The organism is Lysobacter sp. Root667 (assembly GCF_001427715.1).
GTDB lineage: Bacteria > Pseudomonadota > Gammaproteobacteria > Xanthomonadales > Xanthomonadaceae > Lysobacter.
The window spans coordinates 200,521-212,930 of sequence record NZ_LMHF01000013.1; the positions used below are offsets into that span (position 1 = coordinate 200,521).

General features: G+C 70.1%; 12 protein-coding genes. 6 read left to right on the plus strand and 6 right to left on the minus strand.

The genetic code is table 11. The features are described 5' to 3' along the window. Positions 1 to 76 precede the first annotated feature (76 nt). From ASD78_RS13760 to ASD78_RS13770, 3 genes are all read right to left on the minus strand, one after another. Positions 77 to 1,021, minus strand: a complete 945-nt coding sequence (locus ASD78_RS13760) for a restriction endonuclease (protein ID WP_056102356.1) — start codon at positions 1,019 to 1,021, stop codon at positions 77 to 79. Between the two features lie 306 nt (positions 1,022 to 1,327). Beyond that, the gene (locus ASD78_RS13765; protein ID WP_156087760.1) at positions 1,328 to 1,918 is read right to left on the minus strand and encodes a phasin family protein; all 591 of its coding nucleotides are present in this window, start codon (positions 1,916 to 1,918) and stop codon (positions 1,328 to 1,330) included. A gap of 87 nt (positions 1,919 to 2,005) precedes the next feature. Then, positions 2,006 to 3,268 (minus strand): patatin-like phospholipase family protein, encoded by a 1,263-nt coding sequence (locus tag ASD78_RS13770; RefSeq protein ID WP_055906406.1) that lies wholly within the window; start codon positions 3,266 to 3,268, stop codon positions 2,006 to 2,008. Between the two features lie 133 nt (positions 3,269 to 3,401). Here ASD78_RS13770 and ASD78_RS13775 point away from each other — a divergent pair, with 133 nt between their 5' ends. Next, entirely contained in the window at positions 3,402 to 4,124 is a 723-nt protein-coding gene (locus tag ASD78_RS13775; RefSeq protein ID WP_055907120.1) for a hypothetical protein, read from the plus strand. Positions 4,125 to 4,390: 266 nt separating this feature from the next. On the opposite strand, the gene ASD78_RS13780 is transcribed toward ASD78_RS13775, so the two are convergent. Further along, complete coding sequence (locus ASD78_RS13780) at positions 4,391 to 4,666, minus strand: polyhydroxyalkanoic acid system family protein (RefSeq protein WP_055906409.1); 276 nt, start codon at positions 4,664 to 4,666, stop codon at positions 4,391 to 4,393. Between the two features lie 124 nt (positions 4,667 to 4,790). Between ASD78_RS13780 and ASD78_RS13785 the strand changes: the two genes are divergently transcribed. After that, entirely contained in the window at positions 4,791 to 5,591 is an 801-nt protein-coding gene (locus ASD78_RS13785; protein ID WP_056102359.1) for an FHA domain-containing protein, read from the plus strand. Here the strand turns inward: ASD78_RS13785 and msrQ are convergent. Together msrQ and msrP are read right to left on the minus strand one after the other, a co-directional pair. Continuing rightward, positions 5,560 to 6,177: a protein-methionine-sulfoxide reductase heme-binding subunit MsrQ gene (gene msrQ, locus ASD78_RS13790; RefSeq protein WP_055907123.1), complete on the minus strand. Its 618-nt coding sequence runs from the start codon at positions 6,175 to 6,177 to the stop codon at positions 5,560 to 5,562. The genes ASD78_RS13785 and msrQ overlap by 32 nt on opposite strands. Before the next feature lie 67 nt (positions 6,178 to 6,244). Then, entirely contained in the window at positions 6,245 to 7,213 is a 969-nt protein-coding gene (gene msrP, locus ASD78_RS13795) for a protein-methionine-sulfoxide reductase catalytic subunit MsrP (protein ID WP_056102362.1), read from the minus strand. A gap of 183 nt (positions 7,214 to 7,396) precedes the next feature. Here msrP and serC point away from each other — a divergent pair, with 183 nt between their 5' ends. Genes serC through aroA form a run of 4 tightly spaced genes read left to right on the plus strand, consistent with a single transcriptional unit; the run spans position 7,397 to position 12,247 of the window. Next, a complete protein-coding gene (gene serC, locus ASD78_RS13800) occupies positions 7,397 to 8,482 on the plus strand; it encodes a 3-phosphoserine/phosphohydroxythreonine transaminase (RefSeq protein WP_056102365.1) in 1,086 nt (361 codons plus the stop codon). 2 nt (positions 8,483 to 8,484) lie between these two features. Then, entirely contained in the window at positions 8,485 to 9,705 is a 1,221-nt protein-coding gene (gene pheA / locus ASD78_RS13805) for a prephenate dehydratase (RefSeq protein ID WP_056102374.1), read from the plus strand. Beyond that, complete coding sequence (gene hisC, locus ASD78_RS13810) at positions 9,702 to 10,913, plus strand: histidinol-phosphate transaminase (protein ID WP_200944207.1); 1,212 nt, start codon at positions 9,702 to 9,704, stop codon at positions 10,911 to 10,913. Before pheA ends, hisC begins: the two co-directional genes overlap by 4 nt. Next, the gene (aroA, locus tag ASD78_RS13815; protein WP_056102380.1) at positions 10,910 to 12,247 is read left to right on the plus strand and encodes a 3-phosphoshikimate 1-carboxyvinyltransferase; all 1,338 of its coding nucleotides are present in this window, start codon (positions 10,910 to 10,912) and stop codon (positions 12,245 to 12,247) included. The genes hisC and aroA overlap by 4 nt, the downstream gene beginning before the upstream one ends. Positions 12,248 to 12,410 lie beyond the last annotated feature (163 nt).

Below are 12,410 nucleotides of genomic sequence, written 5' to 3' on the forward strand. Positions count from 1 at the left end.
AACCCGGCGGATGCGATGCCGTTCGCCGCGCTCACCGCATCCTAGGCGGGCCTGAAGCGGCCTCGCCGGCCATTCCTCAATAGGTCCGGCACTGCAGGAAGCGCACTCGCTTGCCGCTGCCCGGCGGCGGCTGCAATTGCAGGCGCGAGGAGCGCAGGAAGGGGTAGCGCTCCAGGATCGAGCAGATTTCCTTGACGTCGGCATCGTCGTCCTCGCGCAACTGGTACACCACCATGGTCGAGGAGGTCGACCACAGCGCGCGTTCCACGTTCGGCAGCGACGAGATCATGCGCATCACTTCGGCGCGTTCGTACTGTTCGCGGTTCGGGTCGGCCGGTGCGGCCGCGATCAATGCCGGCTCGGCGATGGCGCCGCGCGGCGGTGCCGTGTCGGTCGCGGCGACCTGCGCGGCCTCGACGTCGCGCCGCGGTTCCGGCAGCAGCAGGCTGACCGCCGCGCCCAGCACGACCGCGGCCGCCCAGCCGAACAGGGTCTCGCGCTGCACCTGCTTGCGCGCGCTCGCGGCCAGGTCGTCGCGCAGCGATTCGGGCAGCAGCGGACGCACCAGCGCCCACAGCGCGGGGCCGTCGTAACGCTCCAGTTCGATTCCGCGCACTTCCGCGGCCGCGATCCGGCCCGGCGTCGCCAGCACGCCGCCGCTGGCGCCGGCGAAGCGCACCGCGTTGGCGAACTCGGCGACCACCGCCGAACTCACCCGGTAATCGGCATGGCCCTGCTTACAGGACAGCAGCCAGGGCCGGCCGTCGCGTTGCAGGCGCAGTTCTTCCGGCTGACTGCCGCGTTCCAGGCTCTGTTCGACCGATTCGAGCTCGAAGCCGCGCGGCTGCAGGGCTTCCACGACCAGGCGCGAGAATTCGCGCCAGCGCATGGTCGCCAAGGCTTCGATGCCGGCCATGGTCTCGGCGCGGCGACGGCGGTACAGCCACAGATAGGCCGAGATCGCACCGCCGGCCACCAGGGCGACGAAGAGCGCGGTCAGCAGCGAAACACCATTGGACATGCGGGCCCCAGGCCGGATGTGAGGCGCAAAATATACGCCACTCGGCGCGGCCTGCTGCGGCTTTGGCTCACGCTATGCGCGCGCAAGCGGGTCGCGGACGCGGATCGACGCCGGTTTCCACAGAAACGCGGACGCCCGCGGCCGGCGGACAAAGAAAGCCCGCCAGTCCGAAACCGTAAGGGGAGGGGAGCATACGGAGCGACGGACTGGCGGGCTTAGCGGCTCGCGCGGCCTGGGGGCGGCGCGAATTGAGCGGTGTGTTGCGGGTGCTGCGACCGGGCGGCGGACCGCCCGGCGATGACGGACTTACGGTGCGACCGGCGGCTTGGGCTTGGCGATCGACTTGCGGGCGGTCTTGGTCGCGGCCTTCTTGGCGGCCGGCTTCTTGGCCGGGGCCTTCTTGGCGGCGCTGGCTTTCTTGGCCGGCGCGGGCTTGGCTGCGGCAGGCTTGGCGGCGGGCTTGCCGCCCTGACGGCGCAGTTCGGCGGTCAGGGTATCGACGCGCTGGCTGAGGCCGGCGAGGTCGTCGCGGCCCGGCACGCCGAGCTTGACCAGGGCGCGCTGCACGCGCTCTTCGAACACCTTCTCCAGACGGTCCCAGGTGTCGGCGGCGCGCCCGCGGGCGTGACCGACCTTGGACTCGACCACGTCGCGCAGGGCGTCGGCCTGGCCACCGGTGAACTTGCGTGCGGTCTGCTCCAGGTTCAGGCCTTCCTTGACCAGGCCTTCGAACAGCTTGGTGCCTTCGGCCTGGGCGCGGCCGAACGCGCCGACGCCGGCGAGCCAGATCTGCTGTGCGGATTCGCTCAGGGTCTTGGACAAGCGCTCGGCCTGCTCCTGGGCGCTGCCGGCCTTGCCGGCCGTGGTCTTCTTAGCGTTCTTCTTGAACTTGGCCATGTTGCCCTCCAAGCGGGCGTGGATTCGATGTGACTCCACGATGGGCGCGCTGTCTAGAGCTTTCACACCAGCGCGCGACGCGCCTGCTCAGCTTTGCCCGCGTTTGCGCGCACGCGGCGTGCGGCGGCGCGCGACCAGGTGGTCGACATCGTCCAGGGCGCGGCGCAGGCGCGCGGTGGTTTCGGTGTCGCGCGAGGGCGGCGCGATGCCGTCCAGGATCGAGCGGTTGGGGTCGGCCAGGACTTCCTCGCGCAGGCGGATGCCGTGCGCGGCCAGCACCGGGCGCAGCGCGTCGGCGCGCTGGCGCAGGTCGGCCAGGGTGTTGCGGTAGGCGATCTCGCTGATCCGCCGGCGCGCCGAGAAGCTGAAGGCGTTGGTGAAGAACAGCTCGCCGTCCTCGGCATTGGGCTCGAACACCAGCTGGTCGATGTTGGGGTATTGCTGGGCGTAGCGCGCCAGGCCGACCTGCATGCGCGACTGCAGCAGGGTGCGAAAGGTCTGCGACAGCACCGCCGGCAGCCCGCCCGCGGCCAGGCTGTTGTCCTCGGCCACCGGCGCGCCGCCGTGGTTGTGGTTGAACGGGACCAGCGGGTTGATGCCGATCAGCAGGTCGATGCCCTGTTCCAGCACCAGCGAGGCATGCATGGTCCGGCGCAGCGCGCCGTCGACGAAATGGCGGCCGCGGATGTTCACCGGCGGGTACAGGCCGGGCAGGGCGGCGCTGGCCTGGACCGCCTTGGAGATGGCGATGTCGTTCCAGTCGTCGCCGCCGAAACGCACCGCGTCGCCGCTGTCGATGTCGACCGCGACCACGTACAGGCGCGCGTCGAGTTCGCGGAAGTCGTTGCTGCGCCCGCGCCGGGTGAATACCTCGCGCAGGAAGCGCTCGACTTCGCCGTTGTCGAACAGGCCGTTCGGGATCAAGCCGCCGAAGCGGGTGATCAGGTCCGACCAGCGCGCCTCGCGCGGCGAGAACAGCAGCTCGCGCCACCACTGCGTGGCCAGGCGCGGGAAGCTCGCGGCGCGCTTCATGTATTCCAGGAACGCCGGCCGCATGAAGGTCTCGGGGCGGAACTGGACGTCGTCGCTGTCGCCGGTGATGAAGATCCGGCACATCTCGGTGGTGTCCATGCGGTTGGCTAGGCCGGCCGCCAGGAAGGCGCCGCTGCTGACGCCGACGTAGCAGTCCAGGCGGGTCAGATCGAGGCCTTCCAGGGCTTCGTCCATCGCGCGCAGGGCGCCGAGTTCGTACATGCCGCCGATCGGGCCGCCGCCGGCGATGGCCAGGCCGATCTTGGCCGGCGTGCCGGTGGTGCGCGCCCGTTGCCGGGCGGAGTGGAGTGACAGCATGAGGTGGGCGGCGACCGTGCGTAGGAGTATCCCCCCGAGTGTAGCCGACCGTGGCGGGCGCGCCAGACGCCGCGACTTTGGTCGTAGGCCGGGGCGGTTGCGGGCGCCGGCCGCGGCCGCGATCATGCCCGCGATGTCCCGGACGACCGATCTTTCCGCCCGCCTGAGCGATCTGCTGGCGCGCCATCAGGCCCTGCACGACCCGAGCCGGGAGTCGCGCAACGGCTTGCGCTGGCTGCCGGAGCTGCGCAGCTGGCAGGCGTGGCGGCTGGAGGCCAGCTTCGACCGTTTCCTGAGCGACCCGCGCCGGCGCCCGGCGGCACAGTTCTTCCTCAGCGACGTCTACAACGACCACGATTTCAGCCGCCGCGACGCCGACATCGCACGGGTGCTGCCGATGATGCAGCGGCTGCTGCCGTCGGCGCTGCTGGCCACCGTCGCCGACGCGATCGAGTTGGGCCTGCTGACCCACGCCTTCGACCTGCGCATGGCGCAACGTCTGCAGACCCTCGCGCCGCGGCGCCGGCGCCTGGACGCGGCCCTGTACGCGCAGGCCTACCGCGCCTGCGGCCTGCCGCGTCTGCGCGGGCACCAGATCGACCTGATCGCGCGGGTCGGCAACGGTCTGGGCCGGGCGGTGCGGATGCCGGGCGTGTCGACCCTGCTCAAACTCTCGCGCGGACCGGCCAAGGCGGCCGGGCTGGCCGAGTTGCAGGGCTTCCTGGAGCGCGGCTTCGCCGCCTTCGGCCAGCTCGGCGACGTGCGCGAGTTCATCGCCGAGATCGAAAGCGACGAGCGCGAAATCGCGCGCCGGTTGTTCGAGGGCGATCCGGATCCGTTTCCGGGCTTGGAGTAGGGCATCGGGTGTTGAACAGCGCGGCGGCTGCGCCGTGCTCCCTGTGGGAGCGGCGTGAGCCGCGAGGCTCTACCAGGAAACTGCCGCCGAAGGTCGGAATTCGCGGTCGCGGCTCACGCCGCTCCTACCCGGAGCCTCACTCGATCGCGTCCGCTCCCTGTGGGAGCGGCGTAAGCCGCGATCGGTCCCTGCGCGCAACCGCGGCGGTCAAGGCCTGCTTTAACAACGACGCCGGCCGCCGCAGCCTCGATTCCCGGACGCCCGCTTTACTTGAACCGCTCGTCCAGCACCCGCCGGATTTCGCTTTCGATCGGGCCCTTGAGCGCGCCCAGCAGGAAGCCCAGGCTGGCGGTCACGCGCAGCTGCTTGGGGCCGAGCGCGATCTTGCCGTCGACGCCGCTGCGGGCGAAGTTGAGGGTGTCGCCGGACCAGTCGTATTCGATGCCGAAGCGTTCGGCGAGCTTCTGCGCCACCTCTTCTACGGCCTTGCGGGCCTTGGCCGGCGTCAGCGAATGGTCGTGGCGGATATCGATGCTCGACATAGAACGTTTCCCTCCCAGGTGACGGCTATTGTGCGGGCGCGGGCGGCCGCATCCAAGTGCGTGGCACGCGCGATGCGCATGCCGGGCTGCGTGATTGGCACGCCGCGTGCTAGATTTCCGACGCGTGGAAGCCCTCAGACTGCGATACCCCAACCGTGAACATGCCGACCTGGCCCTGAGCCCGGGCGTGCATGCGATTGGCCGCGACGCCGACGGCCGCACCGCCCTGGTCGGCGACGGCGGCGAGGCGGTGGCGCAGGTCTGCGTCGACCGCCGCGGCGTCTGGCTGCAGGTGCGTGAGGGCGTGCGCGGCCTGCACGTGAACGGCCGCCCGGTGCGGCGCATGGCCATGCTGCGCGCCGGCGATGCGATCTTCCTCGACGGCGTCGAGCTGCTGCTGCTCGCCGGCGAACCGCTGCCGGCCCCGGCCGACTACGGTTTCGGAGAGGCCGCCGAGAGCCGCCTGGTGATCCGCGGCATCGCCGGGCCGCACCACGGCCGCTGCTACCCGCTGGACCAGCCGCGCACCATCGGCCGCGCCGGCGAGTGCGACATCCGCATCGACGATGCATCTTTCGCCGAACGCCACGCGCGCCTGGAGGCGCACGCCGACGGCGTGGTCCTGCGCGACATGGGCTCGGTCGAGGGCAGCGTGGTCAACGGCCGGCCGGTGCGCAACGCCTTGCTGCGGCCGGGCGACCAACTGGTGCTGGAATCGCAGCATCGCTTCGTGATCGAAGCCCCCAACCGCGGCGGCGGCAGCGAACCGGCGCCGCTCGCGCATCCGGCCGAATTCGAGACCGACGAACGCGCCCGCCCGGCCACGGCGCTGCCCTCGTCGGTGCGGCGCATGCCCTGGCTGTTGCTGGCGGCGGCGCTGCTGGCCGCCGCGCTCAGCCTGTTGCTGCTGTACGGCGCGAGCTGAGCGCGCGCAGCTTCTTCCAGACCCGCCAGCCCAGCAGCGCGGCCAGGATGCTCGCGTACAGCAGCGGTTCGCGGATGTCGGATTTCACCAGCCACCAGAAGTGCAGCACCGCGAGCGCGGCGATCGCATAGATCAGCTGATGCAGCCGGCCCCAGAGCCGGCCGAGCCGGCGCATCGCGGCCTGGGTCGAGGTCAGCGCCAGCGGCACCAGCAGCAGCCAGGCCAGGAAGCCGACGGTGATGTAGGGCCGCTTGAGGATCTCCTCGAAGATCTGGGTCCAGTAGCCGCGCAGGTCCAGCACCAGATAGGCGGTGAAGTGCAGGCAGGCGTAGAAGAACGCGTACAGGCCGAGCAGGCGGCGGAAGCGGATCAGCACCGCCTGGCCGCTGAGTTGGCGCAGCGGCGTGATCGCCAGGGTCAGCAGCAGCAAGCGCAGCGCCCACAGGCCCAGGCGGTGCTCGATCTCGGCCACCGGGTCGGCGCCCAGGCCGCCGCTGCCGGTCAGGAATTCGGCGCGGATCTGCCAGGCCAGGATCGCCGCCGGGGTCAGCGCCAGCAGATGGACCAGGGTCTTGGCCGCGATCATGCCCTTGGAAGGCGCGCGGCGCGGCGCCGGCCGTACTCGCGCGGCCGTGGTGCGGTCGTTCATGCGCTCAGAACCACCGCTTGAGGTTCATGCCGGCGTACATCGACGCGACCTGGTCGGCGTAACCGTTGAACAGCCGGGTCGGGACGCGTTCGGCGAACAGTTTGCTGGCGGTGCCGGCGATCCGGCGCTCGCTCTTCTGGGTCCAGCGCGGGTGGTCGACGTTGGGGTTCACGTTGGAGAAGAAACCATATTCGCTGGACTGGGCGTCGTTCCAGCTGGTGAACGGCATTGTCTCGACGAAGGTGATAGCGACGATCGACTTGATGCTCTTGAAGCCGTACTTCCACGGCACCACCAGGCGCAGCGGCGCGCCGTTCTGCTGCGGCAGCGGCTTGCCGTACAGGCCGGTCGCGAGCAGGGTCAGCGGGTGCATGGCCTCGTCGATGCGCAGGCCCTCGCGGTAGGGCCAGTCCAGCGCGGGGTAGGACAGCCCGGGCATCTGCTTGGGGTCGGCCAGGGTGGTGAAGGCCACGTACTTGGCCTTGGAAGTCGGCTCGAAGCGCTTGAGCACGTCGCCCAGCGGCACCCCCAGCCATGGAATCACCATCGACCAGCCTTCCACGCAGCGCAGGCGGTAGATGCGTTCCTGCGGTGTCAGGCCCTTGACCAGATCGTCCAGCGACAGGCGGCCGGGCTTGGCGCAGGCGCCGCCGATCGCGACCGTCCAGGGCTTGGTGCGCAGGGTCTTGGGCGCCTTGCCCGGGTCGGCCTTGCCGGTGCCGAACTCGTAGAAGTTGTTGTAGCTGGTGATGTCTTCGTAGCGGGTCAGGGTTTCGTCGGTGCGGAAGCCCGAGGCGGCCTGGGCCGGGGTGATCGTGGTTTTCGGCGCGGGCGGCGGCTCGGCGTCGGCGCAGCCGGCCAGGCCCAGCGCGGGCGCGGCGGCGAATGCGGCCAGCAGGCGCCGGCGTTCGCGGTAGACGGCCTCGTCGGTGATCTCGCTGGCGGGAAGCGTGAAAGCGTCGCGCAATGACATGGGGGAACTCCTGCGGGGACGGGCACGGCGTGGGCACGCCGCGGGGTCGTCCAGTACATATACGGTGGGTTTATCACCATAGAGGCAGTCGGAGGGGCAAAAGTTGCGCAGGTAACCAAGGCGCGCGCAAGTGTTGCACTGCGGCATACTTGGGTTCCAACCCCCATCCCCACGGAGCACCCGATGTCCCGCGCGTTCAACTTCAGTGCCGGTCCCGCGACCCTGCCCGAAACCGTCCTGCAGCAGGCCCAGGCCGAGATGCTGGACTGGCATGGCGTCGGCGCCTCGATCGTCGAGCTGAGCCATCGCGGACCGGAGTTCCTGCAGGTCGCCCAGGAGGCCGAGGCCGACCTGCGCACGCTGATGTCGATCCCGGACGATTATGCGGTGCTGTTCCTGCAGGGCGGCGCGACCACCCAGCAGGCCCTGATCGCGCTGAACTTCGCCGCCCCGGGCCAGACCGTGGACTACGCCGTGACCGGCCACTGGGGCAAGACCGCGCTCAAGCAGGTCAAGCCCTACGTCAACGCCAAGGTGGTCGCCGACGGCGAAGCCGGCGGTTACCGCGACATCCCCGCGTATGCCGATTGGCAGCTGTCCAAGGACGCCGCCTTCGTCCATTACACCGCCAACGAAACCATCCACGGCGTCGAGTTCCGCGACATCCCGCAGACCGGCGACGTGCCGCTGATCGGCGACTTCAGCTCCAGCATCGTCTCCGAGCCGCTGGACGTGTCGAAGTTCGGCGTGATCTACGCCGGCGCGCAGAAGAACCTGGGCCCGGTCGGCGTGAGCGTGGTGATCGTGCGCCGCGACCTGCTCGAACGCGCCGGCCAGCCGCGCGCCGAGATCCTCGACTACCGCGCCCATGTCAAGGGCGAGTCCATGCTCAACACGCCGCCGACCTGGAACTGGTACCTGGCCGGGCTGGTGTTCAAGTGGATGATCGCCCAGGGCGGCGTGGCCGAATTCGCCCAGCGCAACGCGCGCAAGTCGGCGCTGCTGTATCAGACCATCGACGGCTCGGGTGGCTTCTATCGCAACGAGGTCGCGGTCGGTGCGCGTTCGCGCATGAACGTGCCGTTCTTCCTCAAGGACGAAGCGCTGGACAAGCCGTTCTTGAAGGAAGCCGAGGCCGCCGGGCTGATCTCGCTCAAGGGCCACCGCGCCCTGGGCGGCATGCGCGCGTCGATCTACAACGCGATGCCGGAAGAGGGCGTGCGGGCCCTGGCTTCGTTCATGCGCGATTTCCAGAAGAGGCACGGCTGAGCATGGCCAAGCGTCCGAAAGCGCCGGCCAAGCCGGCGCCGAAGCCGGCCGCCGGGCGCAAGCCGGCGACGGCCCAGGCCGACAAGCCGGCCAAGGGCAAGGCCGTCCAGGCCAAGCCGCCGAGCGCGCCCGTGCCGGAAACCCCTGCGCTGGACCTGCCGACCCTGCGCACGCGCATCGACGGCATCGACCAGCACATCCAGCAGCTGATCGCCGAGCGCGCCCAGTTCGCCAACCAGGTCGGCAAGGCCAAGGGCAAGCTCGCCGCGGCGGTGGATTACTACCGCCCCGAGCGCGAGGCCCAGGTGCTGCGCCGGGTGGTCGACCGCAACGACGGCCCGCTCAACGACGAAGTGCTGGTGCGGCTGTTCCGCGAAATCATGTCGGCCTGCCTGGCCCAGCAGGAACCGCTCAAGATCGGCTTCCTGGGTCCGGAAGGTACCCATTCGCAGCAGGCCGCGTTCAAGCACTTCGGCCATTCGATCCATGGCCTGCCGCTGGCCAGCATCGAGGAGGTGTTTCAGGAGGTCGAAGCCGGCAACGCCGATTTCGGCGTGGTCCCGGTCGAGAACTCGACCCAGGGCACGATCCAGTCGACCCTGGACATGTTCCTGACCTCGAAGCTGAAGATCTCCGGCGAAGTCGAGCTGCGCGTGCACCAGCACCTGCTCTCGCGCAGCGGGCGGATCGAGGACATCGAGCGCGTCTACTCGCACCCGCAGTCGTTCGCCCAATGCAAGGCCTGGCTGCGCGAGTACCTGCCCAAGGCGGAGAAGATCGCGGTGTCGAGCAACGCCGAGGCCGCGCGCCGCGCGCGCAACGCCGACGACGCCGCCGCGATCGCCGGCGCCAGCGCCGGCAACGTCTATGGCCTGAAGAACGTCGCCGGCCCGATCGAGGATCGTCCCGACAACACCACCCGCTTCCTGGTGATCGGGCGCGAGCTGTTCACGCCCTCGGGCAACGACCGCACCTCGCTGCTGATCTTCATCAAGGACCAGCCCGGCGCGCTCTACAACGTACTGTCGCCGTTCGCCAAGCGCGGCCTGAGCATGAACCGGATCGAGTCGCGTCCCGGCCACACCGGCCGCTGGCAGTACGCGTTCTTCGTCGACATCGGCGGCCACGTCCAGGAAGAGGCGATGCGCGACGCGCTGGAAGAACTGCAGGAACTGGCCCACGAAGTGAAGGTGCTGGGTTCCTACCCGGTTGCGATCGCGTGAGCGCGACGCCGTCCATGCCGGCGGCGACGCCGGCCTTCGATGAGGCGTGGTTCGCCGCGCGTGCGCAAGCCGGCGTGCAGCGCCTGCGCGCCTACGACCCGGGGCACGACCTGGTCGCGCTGCGGCGCAAGTTCGGCGCCGGGCATCTGGTCGAACTGGGTTCCAACGAGAATCCTTACGGGCCCTCGCCGCGCGCGAAGGCAGCGGTGCTGGCCCAGCTGGATCAGTTGCATCGCTATCCCGATCCGCTCGGCGCCGATCTCAAGCGTGCGTTGGCGGCCAAGCACGGCGTCGCGACCGCGCAGATCCTGCTCGGCAACGGCTCGCACGAACTGCTGATGCAACTGGCGCAGGTGTTCGCTGGGCCGGGCGACGAGGTGGTGTTCTCGCGTTACGGTTTTGCGGTGTTCGCGCTGGCGACCCAGGCCGCCGGCGCGACCATGCGCATTGTCGAGGCGTTGCCGCGCAGCGCGGCGATGCCGGCCGGGCACGACCTGGATGCGATCGCCGCGGCGATCGGTCCGCAGACGCGTCTGGTCTATGTCGCCAATCCGAACAATCCGACCGGCACCTGGTTCGGTCGCGAGGCGCTACGGGCGTTCCTGGCCAAGGTGCCGAGCGAGACCATCGTGGTGATGGACGAGGCTTATGCGGAAATGGCCGACGTACAAGGACGTACCAGTGCCGCGGGAGGCGGGATGCCGGGAGCGGCCGATGCGCCGGACTTTGCCAGCGCGGTCGAACTGCTTGCGGCCTATCCCAACGTCGTCGTCACCCGCACCTTCAGCAAGGCCTACGGCCTGGCCGGTCTGCGCGTGGGCTATCTGCTCGCAGCGCTGGGACTGGTCGCGGTGATGGAGCGTCTGCGCGAAAGCTTCAACGTCAACGGCCCGGCCCTGGCCGCGTGCGAGGCCGCGCTCGGCGACGAGGCGCACCTGGCTTCGGCCTGCGCGCGCAACGCCGAGCAACGCGCCGCGCTGAGCGCCGCCTTGAGCGAGCGCGGCCTGTGCGTGTTCCCGTCGCAGACCAATTTCGTCCTGGTCGAATTCGGCGCCGACACCGCGCGCATCGAGGCCGCGCTGATCGCGCGCGGCGTGGTGCTGCGGCCGATGGGCGGCTACGGCCTGGGCGACTGCCTGCGCATCACCGTCGGCGACGCCGACGAGAACCGCCGGCTGCTGGCCGCGCTGGACGCGGTGCGCGCATGAGCGCCCGCCAGGATTGGATCGCCGCGCGCGGCACGCCCTTGCACGGACGCCTGCGGGTGCCGGGCGACAAGTCGGTCTCGCATCGTGCGGTCATGCTCGGCGCGCTGGCCGAGGGCGTGACCCGGGTCAGCGGCTTTCTCGAAGGCGAGGACACCCGCGCCACGGCGCGGGTGTTCGAGCGCCTCGGCGTGCGCATCGACACCCCCAGCGCCAGCGAACGCATCGTCCATGGCGTCGGCCTGCACGGCCTGCGCGGCAGCGGCGAGGCGCTGGACTGCGGCAACGCCGGCACCGGCATGCGTCTGCTCGCCGGCGCGCTGGCCGGGCAGGGCTTCGATTCGGTGCTGATCGGCGACGAATCCCTGTCCAAGCGGCCGATGCGGCGCGTCACCGAGCCGCTGGCGGCGATGGGCGCACGTATCGACAGCGCGGACGGCGGCCTGCCGCCGCTGCGCATCCACGGCGGCAGCGCGCTGCAGGGCATCGACTACACCTTGCCGGTGGCCAGCGCGCAGGTGAAATCGGCGCTGCTGCTGGCCGGCCTGTACGCGCGCGGCGAGACCGTGGTGCGCGAACCGCACCCGACCCGCGACTACACCGAACGCATGCTGGCCGCGTTCGGCTGGCCGATCGAGTTCGCGCCCGGCTACGCGCGCCTGAGCGGCGGGCATGCGCTGCGCGCCACCGACGTCGCGGTGCCGGCGGATTTTTCCTCGGCTGCCTTCTTCCTGGTCGCCGCCAGCGTGGTGCCGGGTTCGGAACTGCTGCTGGAAGCGGTCGGCATGAACCCGCGTCGCACCGGCCTGCTCGCTGCCTTGCGCTTGATGGGCGCCGACATCCGCGAACAGAACCCGCGCGAGGAGGGCGGCGAACCGGTCGCCGATCTGCTGGTGCGGCATGCGCCCTTGCACGGCATCGAGGTGCCGGTGGCATTGGTGCCGGACATGATCGACGAGTTCCCGGCGCTGTTCGTGGCAGCGGCCTGTGCGCAGGGGCGCAGCACGATCGCCGGTGCGGCCGAGTTGCGGGTCAAGGAATCCGACCGGATCGCGACGATGGCACAAGGTTTACGTAATTTAGGTGCGCAGATCGACGAAACGCCGGACGGCGCGATCATCGTCGGCGGCGCCCTGCGCGGCGGTACGGTCGACAGCCATGGCGACCACCGCATCGCGATGAGCTTCGCGGTCGCGGCCCAATGCGCCAGCGGCGAAGTGCGTATCGGCGATGTCGCGAATGTGGCGACTTCGTTTCCGGGCTTCGAAACGCTGGCGCGTGCGTCGGGTCTCGAATTGCATCCCGCGTTGGGTTTGCAGACAGCCAGCGACATGTAGTTTCGCTAGACTTCTCCCGCCGCCCGCCTCCGCGAGCGGCGGTATTGCCGACACGACGAATACGATCGACACGGAAGTAGCGGCCGTCGCCCACCGCCCCCGCGGCGCGGCGGCCATGACGTGGTTCGCGCCAAGCCCGGCGCGATTGCGAGAGGACGAACGC